Genomic DNA, 20,074 nt, shown 5'->3' with positions numbered 1-20,074 from the left:
GGTAGCCCGTAGGGGATTCGAACCCCTGATCCCGTGGCTGAGAACCACGTATCCTAGACCGCTAGACGAACGGGCCGCTACTTTCGAGCTACGAATATTTTAGCAAAATTCAATCCCTTTGTAAAGGCCAATTGCACCGCGTACGACTTTTTGTTCTTAATTAATCTTACTGCTAAGCCCAACAAAAAGCTCGACCACTTTTGCAAACTCTATAATTTTACTTCTTCTTGGTCGAAGTTTGCTGCTGCTGAGCCGCTCGCATTCTAGCTTTATAGGCTTCCTTCTTTCGCTTTCGAATCCTCCTTAACTCTTTCGCTCTTATTCGCAACTTATTACCTCCCCAAAATGCCCAAGTTTATCACATACTCAATATACATTGATAGTCTTTCTGCGTCAACCTATTGGGTTAAAGACAGGAGCTCCCGATGCATCTTGCAATTCTATCGGGAGCTCCTTTTCTCGCAGGATTAGTATATCAGCATGGTCTCATGGACAGGGAAAAAGTCAAAAGTCCGATGAGTCGAGAACCTAGGGAGCATAAAAGCTGCGGCTTTGTCACAGCCTGCAATTGCCCCGCGAACTTGCGCCAATCCGGAGTAATATTCGTTATAGCGGAATGAAGATACTTCTCCGCGGAACAATGCGTGCTTTTCTATGCCCTCCTTCCAGATATCATAGACATCTGTTATATCCACATAGACGTTTGGCTCGAACTCAAGCGCATCTTCCCAATTGTCTGCAAAATACAACTGCTTTATCCCATGTGCAGGCAGTGCGCGTTTGATTCCAGGAACAGCGGCGTAGAAAATACCTTCAACTACATTATAGTGTGTATTGATGTGGTCCTTATGAAAGCTTCCCTTCCAATGGGTAATGACAATATCTGGCTTGAGCTCTCGAATCACATCGGCGAACATCAGTTTACTTTCTTCATTTAGGTATGTCTCGCCGTCTTTAAATGGCATGATTCTAAGATCACATCCCCAAAGCTTTGCGGATGCCTCGGCTTCCTGCCGCTTTTGAACCTCATACTCCTCGGGAGGCAGTGTTGGATGGCCCTTCTCGCCGGGTGTCACTGCGACTATGGTGGCTTTGTGCCCTGCCTTAACATACTTTGCAAGCACATGACCACATGTGATTTCGGCATCGCCAATATGTGCACCAAAAAATACGATGTGAAGCTTATCAGACATTTAGAAAACTCCTTTCGACTTTGAACTAAATTGCTTTGAGATAGCTAGCCAGCAGCAAGCGAAAAGTTCATAGCAGTCAGCAGAAGAGGCTGGATTTTTTAGCCTTGGGCAATTTGTTCGTTTGCTTTCCATTTCCTTTATAAGTTGTCAACACTCCGCGCGGCAAGGCAAAGTGCACCAATCAATCCAGCACGATTTCCAAGCATTGCTTTTTCGATTCTAACTTGCTTAGCTGAAAAAGGTTGGGCATGCTCCCTGGCAATCTCGGCAACTGGCTTCAGGATTATGTCTCCTGCATCAGCTACTCCGCCGCCGATAATTAAAACTTCGGGATTGAGCAAGCTAATCACATTTGCGGCTACAATTCCCAGATATTTTGCCGTATCGTTAACTACTTCCTGGGCCACTGGATCGCCCAATCGAGCCGCCTCAAAAACAATTCGCGAGTCGATTTTTTCGATATCGCCTCCAGCAAGCTCTGTCATTTTAGTTTTTTTACACTTGGCTGCTTCGCGGCCCCTGCGGCCAATTCCTGGGCCAGCAGCAAGTATTTCTGCGGAACCTCCGGCCTTGTATTCCTCCTTGAAGAGGCGGTCTTCGCCAATGACAAACCATCCCACTGCTCCTGCTACTCCGCCACTTCCTTTGTAAAGCTGACCGTTAACTAAAATACCGCCGCCAATTCCAGTTCCTATAGCCATTAAAAAGACATTCTGCGCACCCTGCCCTGCGCCTTTCCACCATTCACCAAGGACAGCTACATCCACGTCATTTTCAACGAGCACCGGAACACCAAACTCTTTACGTAGAATCTCTCCAAGAGGGATATCACGCCAGTCGGGAAGATTCGGCGCCCACACGACAAGTCCCGTCTCGCTCACTGTAATTCCAGGAACGCCTATACCAATTGCCGAGAGCTCGCCAATCGGATTTGCGACGGCGAGCTCTCGAGTTACATCAATAACCTGATTTACAACAGCTTCAGCACTAGATGTGTCTGTTGGGCGCTCGACAATATGGAGTATTTCGCCCTCTAGGTTGCCTATCCCGCCAGAGATTTTTGTCCCACCAAGGTCAATGCCAATTATGAGTCGGCGTGCCAACCCTGCAAGCCTCCCTTGCGCATCATAGCGTAGGTGCGCTTTTCTTTCATACCCTGTTTGCGGTAGAAGCGCGCAGGGATTGGCTCATCAGCCCAACCGAACCATACGCGATCATAGCCGTTGTCCTTTATCTTTTGCAGAGCCTTGTTGAAGATTACCGTGCCGATATTCTTTGAGCGGAGGTCGAAACGAACAAGGAATGGGCCAAAGTGCGACTCCTCGATGTGGCAATAGCCTACGATTTTGCCGTTCAACTTTGCAGTAAAGAAACGAACATAGTTCTCTGGGCTCTGGTTCATAACAATCTCCACATGTCTGTACCAGTCGCCCGGGAAATTATGCCACAAGAATTCGAGCAGGTCGAGATGCTCGCCCTTTTCAAGCGGCTGTACTGTTATGTTTTCCTTTCTAAGCTCTTCTTCAATCTTGGCAACTTCTTCAGGATAACTCCAATCCGTTAGAGAGCGTTCCATGTAATGGGCTACGTGTGAGGTCCAAAAACCGAACTTTTCGAGGAGCTTAATTGCTGCTGGATATTCCTTTACATCTACGCCAGGGAAGAAATACTTGGGCGACGAGCCAGTAAGCCCACAGACAAAAATCTTGTCTCTGTTTTTCCCTTTGATGAACTTAATGCATCTGTCAATCAATTCCGAGCCGATGCCCTGCCGACGAAAGTCTGGGTGAACCATAAATACTGTAATCCAGCCTCTATCCAACTCATAACCGCGACCATCATTTGGTGTACGACGCACCTGCGAGATTGCAAATCCAACGATTTTGTCGCCGGCCATTGCGACAGGACACCCATCTGGATGTAGATTTGGATCTGAAGTAATCTTCTCATCATAAGTCGCGTCGTCAATCGGATCGGCTGGCAGACAAAGGTTCCAAAGGTCCATGACTGCCTTTCGATCGACAACGGGGTCGAACTGCCTGTAAGTAATTTCTGCCACCTGAAAACCTCCTTAAATATTTTTATAATTCAAGTTTGGGAATGCCACATTCCCCGAGTTTGATTCTTTAGAAGCCTTTTGCGCGACGCTTGTATTCTCTTGTGCCTATTTCGACAAGATCCTCCGCGATTCGGTCGCCTTTCACGTTTAAAGTCGCGTTTACATAGAGCTTGACTCCCCGCTTTGTTAGAATGTCTGCCACAGTCGTTACAACAGCATTCGCTACAGTAATAAATCCCAGAGTTGAACCAGGACCGACTTTTTGTTCCAAGCCTGGGACTTCAATCATAGCATCGCCAAAAGGCACACAGCTATCAATAACGATATCTGCTACTTCGTATAGCTTCTTTCCGGACGAGTGTCTTGATTCTGTTTGTTTCGAGTGCTCAAGCGAAGTCGTCGCAACTACAGTTGCACCTTGCTCCTTTGCCGCTAGTGCCACATCTATAACAACGCAGTTTATTCCCGAATGGGAGAATACCCACATGACATCGCGAGGGTCGAGATCATAATTTTGCATTATAATTCGGCCATAGCCCTCAACGCGCTCCAGGAAACAAAACTGTCGAACACCTGAATCGCCGACAACATTCGTAAAATACGTGAGCGCCATTTCGCCAATCGGATGGAATCCTACAAAGCCTCCCGTTCGGGGATAAACCTCCTCCAAAGGAATATGGGCATGACCCGCTCCGAACATATGCACCCATCGTTCGGCCTCTATGGCATCTGCCATGACCGTTGCCGCTTTCACGATGTTCTCCGATTGGGTTGTCTCGATGCGATCCATAATTTCTTTAGCCTTTGCAATCCATTTAGATCCAAACATTTCCATTACATTCTCTCCCTATCAGCTTTCTTTTGGCTACTCCTGCTACACCGGCAAAACCAAAAAGGCTAACCGGGCGCCAAAGGCACCGTAAACATTTATAACACAAGGAGGGATTGCTAGTCAATCGTTTTCAGGGGCATTTTTAACAAAATTCAGCCAATGTAATCGTTTTCTAAATACCCTAATACGCCAAAAGTCGCTTTATTTATAGTTTAACGTTTTGCTTTAGCAACTCAACGCTTGTAATCTAGCTTTCCTAGAAAGCAATAACTATCACCTATTTGGATGGCAAAATCTAGCCCCGAGAAGATGCTAGTTTTCCAGCCAATTCCTCCAGCTCATAAACAACCGAAACATCAACTGTAACATAGCCAATTGGGACTGTCTTTATCATGTTTGGGCCGTGGGAATCCGACCCGCCGGTCGCTATGAGGTTATACTTTTCAGCAACTCGAAGGTAGTGCTCAGTTTGTGCGGGCGAATGCTCAGGATGATAAACCTCAATACCCTTCAAACCAACCTCAACCAACTGGGGAATCAGTTCATCATGTTTGCTGGTCCCAGGATGGGCAAATACAGGAACACCAAGTGCTTCTTTGATTGTATGTAATGCCTCAAACGGACTTACCTTGTAGCGTGGAATGTATGCTGGGGCGCCGCGAGCAAGATACCTACCAAAAGCGTCGCCTGGAGAATCTGCGTATCCTGCGCTGACGATTGCTCGGGCAATGTGAGGCCTGCCTACCGATCCCTTGTCTGCAACTTTGAGTACATCATCAAAGCTAATATTAACGCCCAATTTATTCAGACGTTCGACTATCCTTTTTGCGCGGTCCAAGCGTCCTTGTCTTAAATTTTCTAGATGTCTGCGCAAAGCAACAGATTCATCATCTATAAAGTAGCCGAGAATATGGACTTCTTCGCTTCCTACGTCAGTGTTTATCTCAATACCAGGCACAACTTTGATGCCAATCGTTTTTCCCGTCTCAACAGCTTCCCTAATACCGTCAACTGAATCATGGTCGGTTATGCCAACTGCAGCCAAGCCAATACGCGCAGCTTCACGAACAACTTGCTCGGGAGTCAAAGTACCGTCCGATGCTGTAGTATGCACATGAAGATCCGCTTGACCGCCTCCACCCATTTCCAATAGCCGCCTCATCGGCATGTTGTTATTACCCAATTTCCTAAGAAAACGATTAAAATCTATCATAGCTGAATGCAAACGTCAATAATTAAAAGAAGGTAAATCACCGCTGAACGTCGCAATTAAGTCTAGTAATGGGGTTAGGAGGCATTTATTGAGCCAGCAGGAATATTATGTGCTGGAAGTACCTTGTAAATTTTTAAATGACTTCCAGCAAAGACATGCGGAGACGTCCGAAGAAGTAGTTTTAGTACTTCTTCGCCCAAGCAGACGCATCCTTGTGCACACAAAGGCTTTCTATCCCAGCAATATTTATAGGCTCCCAAGTGGCAAAGTAGGCAAAAACGAATCTCCCATCGAGGCAGCCCACCGTGAAATTGCTGAGGAAACTGGTTTGCGGCCGTCCGAAATCCAAAAAATTGGTGAGATAATATACATGCTTCGGAGCAATAACTGCAAACAAGAGTTTAGGTCCCACGTTTTTCTCTGCGCTGAAACCTTTGAAAAACCGCAACCAATTGGTAAAGAAGAGGAAATAACTGATTTCAAAGAAGTTGATATACTAGAGTTAAAAGCCATCGCTGACCAGCTACGCAATCTTCCTGGCGAGTGGTCAAGTTGGGGGCAGATGCGTGCGGTCGCTCATGATTTTGTTTATTACCGCTTGAAGTCTTTATTTCAATTTGACAAGGCGAAATAGGTATGCTATCTTCGTGATAGCCTCAAGAAAGGAGCAATCTATAATTGTCATCACAGCCACTGGGCTATTTTGCGTTTGTACTGCACTCTCACATACCATATGTGCTGAGTCATGGGCGCTGGCCCCACGGTAGCGATTGGCTACTCGAGGTCACTGCGGAAACATATATTCCGCTACTAGACGCCCTATACAGCCTTATTGAGGAAGGATGCTCTCCAAAAATTACCATCGGCATTACGCCGGTCCTTGCCGAACAGCTTGCAGACGATTCCTTCAAATATGAGATGGCGGCTTACCTGCGCATGAAGGCAAAAACCGCCTTGGACAATAAAAAGGATTTTTCCCGATTGCATGAAGAGCAATTCATCAGTCTTGCAGACTTCTGGCATGACTTTTACTCTAGAGCGCTTGACCATTTTAAGAACAAGTACCGCCGTTCCCTTCTTAAAGCATTCGCGGAACTCCAAGATGCTGGCCACATCGAAATTATGACCAGCTCAGCAACACATGGCTATTCACCTCTGCTTTCGCAAGACGTAAGCATCCAAGCGCAGGTAAAGCAGGGAGTTGCCACATACAAGAGACATTTCAATCGCCAGCCGCTAGGATTCTGGCTTCCTGAATGCGCATACCGTCCTGGGTATCGGTGGTCTCCGCCAGTTCAACCGAAGCATCATACTATTGAGCCATACCAGCGCAAGGGAATTGAGGAATTTCTTGCAGAAAATGGGTTGAAATATTTTATAATCGAATCGCACCTCCTCCACGGCGGAGAAACTAGAGGGGTCTATATCGACAGGTTTGGTGCATTACAAAAGCTATGGGCGCAGTTTGTACAAGAAAGGCCTGACATCTCCGTTGCCAAAACACCTTATCAACCGTATCTTGTTAAATCTTCTGAGAATGCAGAGAAAGCCTCGGGAGTTTTTGTCTTTGTTCGCGATGAAGCAACCGGCTCACAAGTGTGGAGCCGCTGGCAAGGATTCCCAGGCGACGAATGGTATCTCGAATTCCATAAAAAATATCAAACTGGCGGCCTTCGTTACTGGCGTGTAACCGGTCCAGATGCTGACTTAGGTGCAAAACAAATTTACGAAGTAGACCGAGCATTTAACCGAACATACGACCATGCAAAGCACTTCCTATGGTTGACTAAGGAGATTTTCCGAAGAGAAAATGCAAGTGGAAGAATACCTATCATATGCGCACCTTACGACACCGAACTATTCGGCCACTGGTGGTTTGAAGGGATAAATTGGCTTAAAGAAGTCATCAAAGGCATGCATTACGACCCAGAAATTCAACTTGTAACTTGTTCGGAATATCTTGAGAAGAATCCGCCAACCGCCGCAATTTCGCTTCCAGAGGGTTCATGGGGCGAAGGTGGATTTCACTACATGTGGCTAAATCAAAACACCGAATGGACATGGTCACACATTTATGATGCGGAGCTCGAAATGCGAGAGCTAGTGGAAAAATACGCCGACAATGAAGAGCTCTTGCCAATTCTGAAGCAAGCCGCACGCGAATTATTCCTACTCCAATCGTCAGACTGGCAATTTAACATCAGCACGGGTGCATCAAAAGATTATGGTGAAGCGAGACTAACTGAACATTGCAAAAACTTTAAACGGCTGGCAGAGCTGTTACGAAAAAAGGCAGCTGGTGAGAAAATCAACGAAGCCGATTGGGTCAATTACAAACTATGTGAAGAGCGCGATTGTCTTTTCCCTGATATTGACCCCTCCTGGTGGAAAGAACTCGACAAATAAGCTTAAACATTGTTTGGAAACTTGCATTTCTAAAAGTGAAAGGATACAGAGGAGCCCAAAATTAGGACGAAAGTAAAGCAGAATGAAATTTCAACCTAATGGTTTCTATATTGCTTTCTTAGGCACCAAAGGCATTCGTCAATATAGTGCCCACCACATAGCCATATCTTGACAAGAAACCATTACCTGCGTTATACTCAGCCTGCCGCAACATTCCGAGGCTAAAGGATTGCTTTAGGAAGCGCAACGCGTTGCGTTTCCCATTCTTGGAACGTTCGGTAAATAACTAACACGACTTTAATCCATGAAAGGAGCCGTGTGATGCCTAAGATTTACATCATCGACGTAACAAATCGCGATGGTGTACAAACATCGAGAATCGGAGCTTCAAAGCTCCAAAAGACACTGTTCAACGTTCTGCTCAATGAAATGGGAATCTTCCAAAGTGAATTTGGCTTCCCATTTGTAAAGCATGAACAAAATTACTTGAACACCAATCTTGAACTTTGGGAAAGGGGAGTGCTTAAACCCCTAAGACTTGAAGGTTGGTGTCGTGCGATTCCTCAAGATGTCGAGAAAAGCTTAGAGCTTACAAACGTCAAAATGCTGAATCTCTCAATCTCGACTTCCGACCAAATGATAACTCACAAATTCAAAGGCAAACTCGACCGTGAAAGCATAATCTCTGAAATGAAAGATGCAGTTACATTGGCCAAGGAAAAAGGTGTCGAGTGGGTTGGCGTCAATGCAGAGGATGCATCTCGGACAGAGATGGATTACCTTATCCAGTTTGCTCAAGCGGCGAGGGAAGCTGGCGCAGACAGTATCCGATACTGCGATACCTTGGGATACGATGATCCTACGACCATCTACCACAGGATAAAGACTTTGGCTAAACATGTGGGCCTCCCAATAGAACTCCACTGCCACAATGACCTGGGTATGGCTGTAGCTAACTCAGTCGAAGGCGCAAAAGGCGCAATTGATGCAGGCGTTGATGCTTTTATCAATACCTGCATCAACGGAGTTGGCGAACGCGCAGGAAATGCTGACTTAGTTTCTTGCATCCTGGCGCTACGCTACTCAAGTGGATTCAAAGATCTATCACTGCTAGATGATAGAGTGGACCTAACAAAAGCATGGAAGATTGCAAAATATGCTTCCCATGTGTTTGATATCCCGATTCCAATAAACCAGCCTGGAGTTGGAGCAAACGCATTTGCGCATGAATCGGGCATACACGCCGACGGCGCGCTGAAAGACCGACGAAATTACGAACTCTACGACTATGAAGACCTCGGTCGGGGTGAGCCGGAAATTATTCCGACGGGTAGAATCATCACAACGGGCGCCTATGGTGGTATTAAAGGCTTCCTCAAAGTTTATAGTGACTTGGGGATAGAATTCGAAAGCTCAGAAAAAGCTGAAAGAGTGCTTGAATTAGTGCAATATGCAGATCTCCATACGTCGAAGCCTCTGCACGAACTCGAGCTAAGATTCATCGCTGCTTATCCCGAAGAATGCGCTAAGATAATGACCGTAAATCCGTAGAGGTATCCAGGAAGATTGATGTAGTATAAAACCAAACCAGTGGCGTGAACTTTCCGCCACTGGTTTGGTTTCAGGCAAAATAGGAGCTAAAGCTTAAATGAACGTTGCGCAAAAGATAATCTCCAGTCATCTTGTCTCTGGCGAGATGACGCCTGGCAATGAAATCGCACTGAGGATTGACCAAACCCTTACGCAGGATGCGACCGGCACGATGGCATACCTTCAATTCGAAGCCATGGGTGTTCCACGCGTAAAAACAAAGCTTTCGGTCAGTTACGTTGACCATAACACACTCCAGACCGGCTTTGAAAACGCAGATGACCACCGCTTTCTCCAAACAATTGCGGCAAAATATGGAATTTACTTTTCGCGACCAGGCAACGGCATTTGCCATCAGGTTCACCTAGAGCGATTTGGAGTGCCCGGACAAACACTTCTCGGCTCTGACAGCCACACGCCGACGGGTGGTGGGCTTGGCATGATTGCAATCGGAGCCGGTGGATTAGACGTAGCAGTGGCAATGGCAGGCGGGCCCTTTTACCTTACAATGCCCCAAATTGTTCTTGTGAGACTCACTGGCAGGCTTCGCCCTTGGGTGTCCGCAAAAGACGTAATTCTTGAGTTACTTCGCCGGCTAACGGTCAAAGGTGGCGTTGGAAAGATATTCGAATATGGGGGGCCTGGCGTCAGCACGCTTACCGTTCCTGAGCGAGCTACGATAACCAACATGGGCGCAGAACTTGGCGCGACAACATCGGTATTTCCGAGCGACGAGCAGACTCGAGTTTTCCTCAAAGCCCAAGAAAGAGAACATGTGTGGACGCAAATAGAAGCCGATCCAGATGCCAAATATGATGAGATAATTGAGATTGACCTCTCTTCGCTAGAGCCAATGGTTGCGCAACCCCATCAACCCGATAAAGTTGTCAAGGTAAAGGAAATCGAAGGACTCAAAGTAGACCAGGTGCTTGTAGGCAGTTGTACAAATTCATCGTATCGCGATCTTATGACTTTAGCTAACGTTCTAAAGGGCAAGAAGGTCCATCCCAGCGTGAGTGCTGGAGTCTCACCTGGCTCACGCCAAGTTTTTGAAATGATAGCTAGAAACGGCGCTCTAACGGATCTCATTGCTTCAGGTGTGCGTATCCTTGAGGCTGCGTGTGGCCCCTGCATCGGGATGGGACAAGCCCCATGTACAAACGGAGTCAGCATACGGACATTCAACCGCAATTTCGAGGGCAGAAGCGGCACACCGAGTGGAAAAGTTTACCTAGCAAGTGTCGAAGTTGCTGCAGCTGCCATTCTTACTGGTCGGCTTACCGACCCTAGAGTGCTAGGCCAGCCCGTGGAAGTCGTCCTGCCCGACAAATACATAATCGACGACAGCATGATAATTCCCCCCGCTGAATGCCCCGAACACGTTGAAATTATTCGTGGGCCTAATATCAAGCCTCTGCCTCTGCGCGGGCCGATGTCTGAAACGCTAATCGGCAAAATACTCATCAAAGTAGAAGATAACATCACGACCGACCACATAATGCCCGCTGGGTCGAAAATTCTGCCATTGCGCTCCAACATTCCGGCAATTTCAGAGCATGTTTTTGAGGGTATCGACCCTTCGTTTGCATCTCGAGCAAAATCAGCAGGTGGAGGATTTATCATTGGCGGGGAAAACTATGGCCAAGGGTCAAGCCGTGAACATGCTGCCCTTGCACCTATGTATCTCGGCGTAAAAGCAGTAATTGCGAAATCTTTCGCACGCATTCACAAGGCAAACTTAGTAAACTTTGGTATTTTGCCTCTCACCTTTGCTAATCCGGCTGACTACGATAAGCTAGAGCAAGACGACGAACTCGAGATTGAAGCCATACGCGATTGTTTGTTAAACCGCCTGCCAATTATTATAAAAAACAAAACTAAAGACACACAAATTGAAGTGCGATATGACCTTACACCTCGGCAGGTCAGCATAATTCTTGCCGGCGGAATGTTGAGTTATATGAAATCCTCTAATCTGCAATAAAGAATCGGACGAGCAAATGATTGAGATCGAACTAATCTCAAGCATCAAACACCCAGCAATCGTCCAAGCAAGGACAGACCTAGCCAAAATAGTTGGTCGCTTGCACAAAACCTATCCAGTTGAAGACTTCGACATGCTAGAACAAGCCCTTGATGCTGGGATTCAACTTAAACAAGCGTTTTTTCGAGAAAACACTCAAAATCCCAATCTTAATGATTTTGTCAACCGGTTAAGCAAGCAAAACATTCCTTGCTATCGAGTAACGCCCGGAGTATTCACGCGAATCATGCCCTTGGGTTATAATACCTCAATCGAAGCGCTTGCGGTTGCAGAAGTTCAAAAACTGCATATTGATAATCTAGTAAGCCATTGCGACAAGCACGCAATTGTTCTTGTTGGCGAGAAAATCCAGGACCCTCGAAACGTTGGAGTTCTAATTAGAAATGCAGACGCTTGGGGAGTCAAATTCGTAATATTTGGGAATTCCGCAGATGCTTATTCGCGTGCTAGCGTGCGATCTACCACTGGCTCAATATTTAGAGTACCCATAGTTCAGTCGGAAGAACTTACTCAAGATATTGCCAAACTAAAAAACTTGGGATTTCGCATAATTGGAAGCTCAGCGGCAGGCGAAACTCTCATATGGCAGGTTCATCTGACACCTCCATGCGCTATTGTAGTGGGCAATGAAAGCACCGGCTTATCGGAAGACCTGCGAAGGCAATGCGATAGCATAATAAGAATCCCAATGTATGGAAAAGCACATTCTCTAAACGTTACTGTTGCTGCTGGCATACTGCTTTACGAAGCAACCAGAGGACCTAAGGCTACTCACCGATTATCAAACTAAGAACTAGAAAGGAAAGAAAACACCGTGGCACACAAAATTACCTTGATTCCAGGCGATGGAGTTGGCCCAGAACAAACTGCTGCTGCAAAGCGCGTAATTGAATCACTTGGCGTTCCCATTGAATGGGAGATTCACGACGCCGGGATGGATGTGATGGAAAAATACGGCACGCCACTTCCTAAACACGTGCTGGAGAGCATCCGCCGAAATAAAGTTGCTTTAAAAGGTCCTATTACCACCCCAATTGGCAAAGGATTTCGGTCTGTAAACGTAGCTCTGCGAAAGGAGCTCAATCTTTATGCGTGCCTTCGGCCATGCAAGTACTATCCTGGAATTCGTTCTAAGTACACAGACGTTGATTTGGTAGTCGTCAGAGAGAACACCGAAGACTTATATGCGGGCGTAGAGTATGATTTGGGCACCCCAGAAGCGAAGCAGATTATCAAAATGGCTGAAGGAAAAATCCGCGAGGATGCAGCAATCTCAATAAAACCGATTTCCGTCACCGGCACCAGGCAGATTGTCAAGTTTGCCTTTGATTATGCTCTGGCAAACAACCGAAAAATAATTACTTCGGTATGCAAAGCAAATATAATGAAGTTTACGGATGGCCTCTTCTACAAAGTAGCCAGGCAAGTTGCCCTCGCCTATGGAGCACAATTCGAGGACCCGCAACTTGCGGATGGCTTAGAACCTGATCCCATTCTTGTAAAAAGTGTAAAAGGCAAGGGAGCAAATCTTATATACCAAGAGCGACTTGTTGATAACATGTGCATGCAATTAGTCCAAAAGCCCGAAATATACGATATACTTGTGCTTCCTAACCTGTATGGAGATATCATTTCCGACCTATGCGCCGGACTAGTTGGCGGTCTTGGAGTTGCACCTGGAGCTAACATAGGTGAAGATGTGGCAATATTTGAACCAACACATGGCAGCGCTCCAAAATACAAGGGGCAAAATAAAGTAAATCCCACTGCACTCATTCTCTCGGGCATGCTTATGCTAAGACATCTTGGCGAAAAAGAAGCTGCAGACAGGCTCGAAAAAGCAGTTGCCGCTGTTATTGCAGAGGGAAAATATGTCACTTATGATATGAAGCCGCATCGCGATGATCCAACTGCGGTCGGGACGTCAGAAATGGCGGACGCAATAATCCGAAAAATCCAAGGCGTTGAGTAATGAAATCTTGAATTGCACTGGCTATCTTAGCCAATTTTCAACCTTTTATATAAGTCTCCGCCGTAGATGTCATTAATAACGATTAAGGGAAAATCTTCGACTTCGAGGCGGAAAATGGCTTCAGGGCCGAGGTCTTCATAAGCAACAACCTCGGCCTTTTTTATTCGTTGCGCAAGCAGTGCACCTGCTCCGCCAGTTGCCCCAAAGTAGACGGCGCCATATTTCTTCACGGCATCCTTTACAGCCTGGCTCCGAACTCCTTTTCCAATCATCCCCTTGAGACCACAAGCAATGAGCGCCGGTGTGTACGCATCCATACGCCCACTCGTTGTTGGACCCGCCGAGCCAATTACACATCCTGGTTTTGCAGGAGTTGGCCCGACGTAATAGATTACTTGCCCGCAAATATCAATTGGCAAGGATTTTCCATGTTGGAGAAGTTCGAAAAGTCTCTTGTGCGCGGCATCCCTACCAGTATAGACCACACCAGTTAGAAGCACCCTAGTACCCGAGCGCAGGCTGGCAATTTTATCATCATTTAACGGCGTATTAATCTTAATAGGCTCTTCCAACTGAATCCCTAAATAATAATTTCCTTGTGACGCGCCGCGTGACATTGAATATTTATGGCGACTGGCAGGCTAGCAATATGGCAAGGGTATGTTTCCACATTAACAGCCAACGCAGTAGTCCTCCCGCCAAATCCTCCCGGACCGATACCAGTTTCGTTCACGAGGCTTAACAGCTCTTTCTCCAGACTCGCATCTGAAGGATTCGCATTATGTTCCCCTACCCTTCTGAACAGCGCCTTTTTCGCGAGAACGGCAGCTTTATCCATCGTCCCTCCTATGCCGACGCCAATTATAAGCGGCGGGCATGGATTCGGACCAGCGGCCTTTACGGTCTCCACAACAAATTGCTTAACACCCTCGATGCCATCGGAAGGCTTCATCATTCGAACTGCGCTCATATTTTCGCTGCCTCCGCCTTTTGGCGCAAGCATAATTCTAAGACGGTCACCAGCAACAATATCAGTGTAAATCACGGCGGGCGTATTGTCGCCTGTATTTTTTCGTTCTAACGGATGAGCAACAATGGATTTGCGTAGATAGCCCTCAGTATATCCCTTAGCCACACCCGCATTTACCGCATCGGATAAGAGACCTCCTACTATGTGCACATCTTGGCCAAGCTCGATAAGAACAACTGCATAACCAGTGTCCTGACAAATAGGCATGTTCTCTCGCCGGGCAATATCGGCGTTCTCAATCAGTTGGGCAAGGATATCCCTAGCAATGGGAGAATCCTCAACCTCCATGGCATCTTTCAATGCCTGATAGACGTCATCACCAAGCTCATAGTTCGATCTGACGCACAGTTCAGCAACAGCTTCTGCTATCTTTGAAACGTGTATTTCTCGCATGCGTGAGTTTCAAAATTTGATTTACATCCGATGCAATACAAAAACCTTCAGCCGCTGAATTTAAAAACTACAATGCATATTTGAGGACAACAATCTGTCGTTCTGCAGGAAGTGTATCTTTTGTTATCTCAAACTCCGACGAATCGAAACGTCTAACGTTTTGCTTGCCCCTAAGAAATTCATCCACCCCTACGATTGGAAATTCCACCTTTGGCGTCTTAAAATGCATTGGAATAACAACCTTTGGATTTAGTTGCTCCACAACAGCAGATGCTTCCTCGGGGCCAATCGTGTAATAGCCACCTACAGGAATAAGGAGGATGTCAACAGCTCCAATTTCATGAACTTGGTCGGCAGAAAGCACATGACCCAAATCTCCAAGATGGCATATCCGGATACCATCAACATCAACAACGAATATAATATTATTTCCCCTTACGGTACCTCGCTCTTTGTCGTGATATGACTTAACGCCCTTTATATAGATTCCCCTGATTTGCTTTTCACCGATGTCAGAAACTACTTCAAAATGGTTTGGCAGGCCCTCGACATAGCCATGGTCAGCATGAGAATGAGATACAGTTACAATGTCAGGAACGATTTTGATTCGCTCATACTTGAGCCCGCCGCCAAATGCATTTGATTCATAAGGGTCCATTATAATTTTTGTCCCATCTGACGCAACAAGCAGAAAACACGAATGACCTAACCACTGGATTTTCATTTTCTTTGCACCTCCTGATAGACAGGGTTTCTAGAACTCCAAACCCACTAGCAAAGTTGCTTCAGCGTTTCCTTAAGTACATCCGCGGACCGGTTTAGCGCTGCTGCCTCAGACTTTGTTAGGCTAATCTCTATTTGCTTTTCCGCTCCACCTCGGCCAATGATAGTGGGAACACTGAAGCACACATTGTTAATACCCATAAATCCCTGCATCAGCGACGAGACAGGCAATACTGCCTTCTTATCTAGAATTATTGCGTCAATAACAGTTTTGACAGCTAAACCAACTGCATAACCTGCCCCACCTTTTAATCGTATTACTTCAGCACCGCTTTTCTTCGTATATTCAAAAATGGTTTTTACAGCTTTCGCGTCGTAAGTGGGAAAACTTCTCAAAGGAACACCGTTAATTGTAGCCGAACTCCATATAGGCACCATGCTGTCGCCGTGTTCGCCAAGAATTAAAGCATTCACATTAGTTGGATCCACACCAAAATGTTCTGCGAGAAGCGAACGAAAGCGTATTGTATCTAATACCGTTCCCAGGCCGATGACCTGATTCGCGGCCAGTTGTAGCGTGTTTACAGCTAAATATGTTAGGATATCCACGGGGTTTGAAACAACAAGTACGATTGTTTTTGGCAGCAGGTCGACCTTTTGTATTTCTCCTAAGATATTTTTAAACAAAACCACGTTTCGATTAATTAGTTCCAACCGACTTTCCTCGGGTTTTCGTCGAAGGCCCGCGGTAATTATTACTATGTCTGAGCCGCCTACAACCTCATATCCACCTGAATAGATTTTCTGCGAGCCTGCAACAGACGCACCATGGCGCAAATCGAGCGCTTCTCCTTTTGCAATATCCTCTGCCACATCAACAATCGCTATCTCTTTTACCAAACCACCGATTTGCAAAGCATAGGCTGTATTTGATCCAACTCGGCCAGCACCACCAATAATGCTTACTTTCATAACACTACCTCCCAAACTTGCGGTATTATAGCCATTAAAAACCCTGGTTGTCAAACGATTAGGGCACTTGACCATTGTTTAGAACTCTGATAGTATTGTCCAGTTTGCGGAGATTTGGTGATGGGGGAATCCAAATATAATATTACAATTAAGGACCTTCCCGTAGATGAACGGCCTAGGGAACGTCTAGTAAAATACGGTCCGGAAGTTTTGTCGAATGCCGAACTTCTAGCAATTATCCTCAGAGTTGGAACAGCCGACTACTCCGCCATTGGGCTCGCAGAGCATATGCTGAGCCGATTCGGAAGCCTCAAAGGAATTGCTACAGCAAGCATTGAGGAACTAAGCAAAATTAAAGGGCTTGGAACAGCCAAAGCGGCTCAGATTCAAGCGATGGTAGAATTAGGAAAGCGCCTGGCAACCACTTCGGGCGAAACACGCATAGCAATTCGGTCTCCACAGGATGCTGCAGAAGTTCTTATGCCCGAACTTCGAGATTATCCCCAAGAATGTTTCAAAGCCATATTCCTTAATACAAAAGGAGAGGTTTTAAGAATACGCACTATCACTATCGGAAGCTTGAATGCTAGCATCATCACGCCAGTCGAATTATTCAAGAAGGCAATTTCCTACAATAGCAAGTCTATAATCGTTGCTCACAATCACCCATCAGGCGACCCAACCCCTAGCCAGGAAGATATAAACGTAACCAAAAGACTCGTGCAAGCTGGCGATTTCGTAGGCATCGAGGTTCTTGACCATCTCATTATAGGTGATGGAAGATGGGTTAGTCTCAAAGAACGCGGCTTGATGTAGGGGTAGCCTATCGTTGGCTGGGTTTGACTGAAACATGAAGCGGCTTTACGCCGTCGCTGAGATCAAATGCGATAGCTTGACGTCCCAAACCATCAGCGGTAAAAACCATGGATAGCTCTCCGTTCTCCCTAACACTATAAATTGTCATCGGTTTCAATTCGAACAAAACAGAAACTTTTCCTCTGCCAATTAATTCACATTCCAATCCGCCTTCAGAAGTGGGCTTGCAGACTATAGATATACCTGGCGCTCGAACTGCCGCTACTTTGCGAAGCACTTTAACCCCATACGGCTCGATAGTAAAATCCCTAATCTCCGTCTCACCAGTTGGGCTGAATGCTGTTGTAGTATCTTGATATATTATGCCCGACGTATCATTTAATTTAAGGACAACCTCAGTTTTTCTGCCAAATCGCTCTTTCAGCAAAATTGCTGACCTGTCATCCGAGACATACACGCCCAAATTATCTGGCGCGCTGAGCGCTGGCTTCACATCAACAAGGCTCATCATTCCTTGATAGAGCAATAGCAGGGCATTGTTCGGTGTCTGTTCCTTTTCCGCACCCCACACCGGATCATATGCAATGCCTAACGGAAAACCACACGTATAGATTGAATTGCCATTAACCACATTGCGGACCACGACAGCTTTTTCGTTTTCGCCCAGAGTTAGTATGGGTTCGGCACTCATTTTGTTTGTGTCAAAACAGCCAATTTCAGCGTCTTGCGGTAATAAGATTTCAAGCTCATCGCCTCGAGCCGCCGAGCCAAAAAATCTTGCATACCTAAAGCACAACTTTCCAGACGCTGAAACCCTCGAACTATACCCATGCGTTCCTGTCAGGGCACAAAAGGCAGGATGAACCTCCTCCGGTTTTATTGGATTAAAATAGCAATCTCTATCGCTAAACCATCCCAGACAAAGACCACGTCGTCCGGCATAACGGGGGTCAGTTAACCAGTCAAACAGCATTTGCCATGTTCGACTGGGAGGCAATTGGTATTGGCATGGAACAAAAATAAATCGATATTTATTGAGATTTACCTTCCCTTCTTCAAATGAACCAGGAGTTATGTCTGAATCGGGCAAAATATCAAAGGAGATGTGCAGCTGATAGAGAATGCTAGCAAGGTAACGCGCGTTGCCGTAGTCGTAACCTGCACTCATTCCATAGGCTGCATGCTTACTGCGAAGTATAAGCACTTCGGCATTCCGATTGAAACTAAATGGAACATTTTTTATCTCAGCTAGAAAATTCTGAATCGCTTCGAGCGTTTTTGAATCATAATCCGTTGGTTTCTCAGCAGACCTACCGGCAATGTGGTTCCAATGGTAGCTTTGGAAGAATGCACCCCCTCCTCCAACGATATCTGTCAACCACCACGGATAGTATCTTGCGGTGCCATCGCGAGTTCTACCACCTTCGCCCTCGCCACATGCAAAACCTCTCGGAAATCCTTTTTCAATGCAGATGTAGGGTCCATATGACGCAACATTCTGGACATATTCCCGGCAAGTCGCCCATTGAGGGACTTCGGGGGTATCTAGACCTGAGTCATGCTGTCCAACCCCAATCACGTCGAAGCGAAGTCGTGCCCTGTCAAAACAGTGAAGAAAATGCCAAGCTGGATTAAAGTCGTAGGGATTCGAGTAATAGAGAATATGATTTGGAGCTGCCTTACGCAATGCATCAGCAAGCTGATTTAAGCGCGCAATTAGTATCTCTTCCTTCATCTGCATGAAGTCTATCCAAATTGGGTCTTGTAAAAGGTTCCTTTGATAAGTCGGCATGTCTTGGATAAAAGTATTCGGCGAATCTGTGGAGCGGTAGTAATCCAATAGGGGCAATCTTACATCATCAAAAGATTTCCACGAATCAAATTTTCCAGACACCATGGGATATATTGGATAAAGTACTTTTTTGCCGCCAACCGTCTGTTCTTCTAGTTTTGGATTATCATAATCATAGCCCCAACGCCAAGCTCGCTGAAGGTTCGAGATAGTACCATAGGTCTTTCTTTGGTATCTTTTGAAGCGCTCAAGCATTATTGGTTCACTTAAGCAATGGTCGAAAACCAAATCTTCCTCACCAATCATCACTGCAACAATAACAGTTCGACGGCTAAAATAATTCAGTATCTTGGAATAAGCTTCAACTGCAGCATCCCAAAGCTCATCATAAAGAAGTATCTTTCCTCGATATTCGGCCGGTATAACTTCTGGTGCCAAACCCCAGTAAAATGAGGGCTCAATGTTTACATAGAGTCCATGGGCTTGTGCTCTGTCAAGAAAATAATCGTAAATTTGGAAAACATACTTGAAGTAAGGCAGACCTCGTCCCTTTGGCTGCTTATTGACTTCTCGCCATGTACCATCGGGGTTCAGCAACTCCGCCCAGCTCCAAAATCTCGGCTGAACATTGATGCCGGCTTGCTTCATTCGAGCGAAATCTTTCTCCAAAAGATCGAAGTCTAAATCTGGGATATTTAATACCCAGCCACCACCAGGTTTAGGCTGGCTATAAACAGTAAAGAATGGCCTTATTACCTTTCCCTCATACTCAAGGAGGCCAGTTTGAGGATTCAGCTTTACAAAAGACCGATATTGAGAAGCATACTCCGGTCGAAGATACTTACCCTTGAACTGCGAGAACCCTGGGAAGGCATTTGTATCGGGCATGGTCTTCATGGTTTTCCGGCGTTCGGCTAGCTTTGCCTTAAGCTCCTGCCAAGAAATACCTTCTTCACTCCATGCAAAGACACACGTGAGACAAAACAATACAAGCGAGGCAACCAACACCAAGAATCGTGAAAATAACCTCAATGTTAGA

Annotated in this window: 17 protein-coding genes and 1 tRNA gene; 7 read left to right on the top strand and 11 right to left on the bottom strand. The window is 46.1% G+C overall.

The window, feature by feature from the left end; genetic code table 11:
- Nucleotides 1-2 precede the first annotated feature (2 nt).
- From K6T99_02860 to K6T99_02835, 6 genes are all read right to left on the bottom strand, one after another.
- Nucleotides 3-76 (bottom strand) — tRNA-Glu (locus tag K6T99_02860).
- A gap of 391 nt (nucleotides 77-467) precedes the next feature.
- On the bottom strand, nucleotides 468-1,193 hold the full coding sequence (locus K6T99_02855) for a PIG-L family deacetylase (protein ID MCL6518751.1): 726 nt from the start codon (nucleotides 1,191-1,193) through the stop codon (nucleotides 468-470).
- 137 nt (nucleotides 1,194-1,330) lie between these two features.
- A complete protein-coding gene (locus K6T99_02850; GenBank protein MCL6518750.1) occupies nucleotides 1,331-2,296 on the bottom strand; it encodes an ROK family protein in 966 nt (321 codons plus the stop codon).
- On the bottom strand, nucleotides 2,278-3,252 hold the full coding sequence (locus K6T99_02845; protein ID MCL6518749.1) for a GNAT family N-acetyltransferase: 975 nt from the start codon (nucleotides 3,250-3,252) through the stop codon (nucleotides 2,278-2,280). Before K6T99_02845 ends, K6T99_02850 begins: the two co-directional genes overlap by 19 nt.
- Nucleotides 3,253-3,319: 67 nt before the next feature.
- Complete coding sequence (locus K6T99_02840) at nucleotides 3,320-4,081, bottom strand: SIS domain-containing protein (GenBank protein ID MCL6518748.1); 762 nt, start codon at nucleotides 4,079-4,081, stop codon at nucleotides 3,320-3,322.
- Nucleotides 4,082-4,379: 298 nt separating this feature from the next.
- Nucleotides 4,380-5,234, bottom strand: a complete 855-nt coding sequence (locus K6T99_02835; protein ID MCL6518747.1) for a PHP domain-containing protein — start codon at nucleotides 5,232-5,234, stop codon at nucleotides 4,380-4,382.
- Nucleotides 5,235-5,385: 151 nt separating this feature from the next.
- On the opposite strand from K6T99_02835, the gene K6T99_02830 reads away from it, so the two are divergent.
- The 6 genes from K6T99_02830 to K6T99_02805 all read left to right on the top strand — a co-directional run bounded on the left by K6T99_02830 (nucleotide 5,386) and on the right by K6T99_02805 (nucleotide 13,309).
- Nucleotides 5,386-5,931, top strand: a complete 546-nt coding sequence (locus K6T99_02830; GenBank protein ID MCL6518746.1) for an NUDIX hydrolase — start codon at nucleotides 5,386-5,388, stop codon at nucleotides 5,929-5,931.
- Nucleotides 5,932-5,975: 44 nt separating this feature from the next.
- Complete coding sequence (locus K6T99_02825) at nucleotides 5,976-7,703, top strand: DUF1957 domain-containing protein (GenBank protein MCL6518745.1); 1,728 nt, start codon at nucleotides 5,976-5,978, stop codon at nucleotides 7,701-7,703.
- A gap of 321 nt (nucleotides 7,704-8,024) precedes the next feature.
- The gene (locus tag K6T99_02820) at nucleotides 8,025-9,254 is read left to right on the top strand and encodes a homocitrate synthase (protein MCL6518744.1); all 1,230 of its coding nucleotides are present in this window, start codon (nucleotides 8,025-8,027) and stop codon (nucleotides 9,252-9,254) included.
- A 97-nt stretch (nucleotides 9,255-9,351) separates the two neighbouring features.
- On the top strand, nucleotides 9,352-11,277 hold the full coding sequence (locus K6T99_02815) for an aconitate hydratase (protein MCL6518743.1): 1,926 nt from the start codon (nucleotides 9,352-9,354) through the stop codon (nucleotides 11,275-11,277).
- 16 nt (nucleotides 11,278-11,293) lie between these two features.
- Entirely contained in the window at nucleotides 11,294-12,127 is an 834-nt protein-coding gene (locus tag K6T99_02810) for an RNA methyltransferase (protein ID MCL6518742.1), read from the top strand.
- A 24-nt stretch (nucleotides 12,128-12,151) separates the two neighbouring features.
- A complete protein-coding gene (locus K6T99_02805; GenBank protein MCL6518741.1) occupies nucleotides 12,152-13,309 on the top strand; it encodes an isocitrate/isopropylmalate dehydrogenase family protein in 1,158 nt (385 codons plus the stop codon).
- A gap of 26 nt (nucleotides 13,310-13,335) precedes the next feature.
- Here the strand turns inward: K6T99_02805 and K6T99_02800 are convergent, their stop codons facing one another.
- The 4 genes from K6T99_02800 to K6T99_02785 all read right to left on the bottom strand — a co-directional run bounded on the left by K6T99_02800 (nucleotide 13,336) and on the right by K6T99_02785 (nucleotide 16,427).
- Entirely contained in the window at nucleotides 13,336-13,926 is a 591-nt protein-coding gene (locus tag K6T99_02800; protein ID MCL6518740.1) for a Fe-S-containing hydro-lyase, read from the bottom strand.
- Entirely contained in the window at nucleotides 13,890-14,732 is an 843-nt protein-coding gene (locus K6T99_02795; protein MCL6518739.1) for a fumarate hydratase, read from the bottom strand. The genes K6T99_02800 and K6T99_02795 overlap by 37 nt, the downstream gene beginning before the upstream one ends.
- 67 nt (nucleotides 14,733-14,799) lie before the next feature.
- Entirely contained in the window at nucleotides 14,800-15,456 is a 657-nt protein-coding gene (locus K6T99_02790; GenBank protein ID MCL6518738.1) for an MBL fold metallo-hydrolase, read from the bottom strand.
- A gap of 47 nt (nucleotides 15,457-15,503) precedes the next feature.
- A complete protein-coding gene (locus tag K6T99_02785) occupies nucleotides 15,504-16,427 on the bottom strand; it encodes an L-lactate dehydrogenase (protein MCL6518737.1) in 924 nt (307 codons plus the stop codon).
- A 120-nt stretch (nucleotides 16,428-16,547) separates the two neighbouring features.
- Between K6T99_02785 and radC the strand changes: the two genes are divergently transcribed.
- Nucleotides 16,548-17,243, top strand: a complete 696-nt coding sequence (gene radC, locus K6T99_02780; protein ID MCL6518736.1) for a DNA repair protein RadC — start codon at nucleotides 16,548-16,550, stop codon at nucleotides 17,241-17,243.
- 7 nt (nucleotides 17,244-17,250) lie between these two features.
- On the opposite strand, the gene K6T99_02775 is transcribed toward radC, so the two are convergent.
- Nucleotides 17,251-20,067 carry a hypothetical protein gene (locus K6T99_02775; GenBank protein ID MCL6518735.1) on the bottom strand — a complete coding sequence of 939 codons (2,817 nt, stop codon included), beginning with the start codon at nucleotides 20,065-20,067 and terminating at the stop codon, nucleotides 17,251-17,253.
- Between the last annotated feature and the right edge of the window lie 7 nt (nucleotides 20,068-20,074).

This window comes from Armatimonadota bacterium (assembly GCA_023511795.1).
In the GTDB taxonomy this organism is placed as follows: Bacteria; Armatimonadota; UBA5829; order DTJY01; family DTJY01; genus JAIMAU01.
Note: the sequence above shows the minus strand (reverse complement) of the source record. Positions and strands in the feature narration are given on the sequence as shown.

Coding starts and splice junctions, on each gene's coding strand:
- K6T99_02855 (MCL6518751.1), bottom strand. CDS start 1,193: ATGTCTGATAAGCTTCACATCGTATTTTTTGGTGCACATATTGGCGAT.
- K6T99_02840 (MCL6518748.1), bottom strand. CDS start 4,081: ATGTTTGGATCTAAATGGATTGCAAAGGCTAAAGAAATTATGGATCGC.
- K6T99_02820 (MCL6518744.1), top strand. CDS start 8,025: ATGCCTAAGATTTACATCATCGACGTAACAAATCGCGATGGTGTACAA.
- K6T99_02815 (MCL6518743.1), top strand. CDS start 9,352: ATGAACGTTGCGCAAAAGATAATCTCCAGTCATCTTGTCTCTGGCGAG.
- K6T99_02810 (MCL6518742.1), top strand. CDS start 11,294: ATGATTGAGATCGAACTAATCTCAAGCATCAAACACCCAGCAATCGTC.
- K6T99_02800 (MCL6518740.1), bottom strand. CDS start 13,926: ATGTCACGCGGCGCGTCACAAGGAAATTATTATTTAGGGATTCAGTTG.
- K6T99_02795 (MCL6518739.1), bottom strand. CDS start 14,732: ATGCGAGAAATACACGTTTCAAAGATAGCAGAAGCTGTTGCTGAACTG.
- K6T99_02790 (MCL6518738.1), bottom strand. CDS start 15,456: ATGAAAATCCAGTGGTTAGGTCATTCGTGTTTTCTGCTTGTTGCGTCA.
- K6T99_02785 (MCL6518737.1), bottom strand. CDS start 16,427: ATGAAAGTAAGCATTATTGGTGGTGCTGGCCGAGTTGGATCAAATACA.
- radC (MCL6518736.1), top strand. CDS start 16,548: ATGGGGGAATCCAAATATAATATTACAATTAAGGACCTTCCCGTAGAT.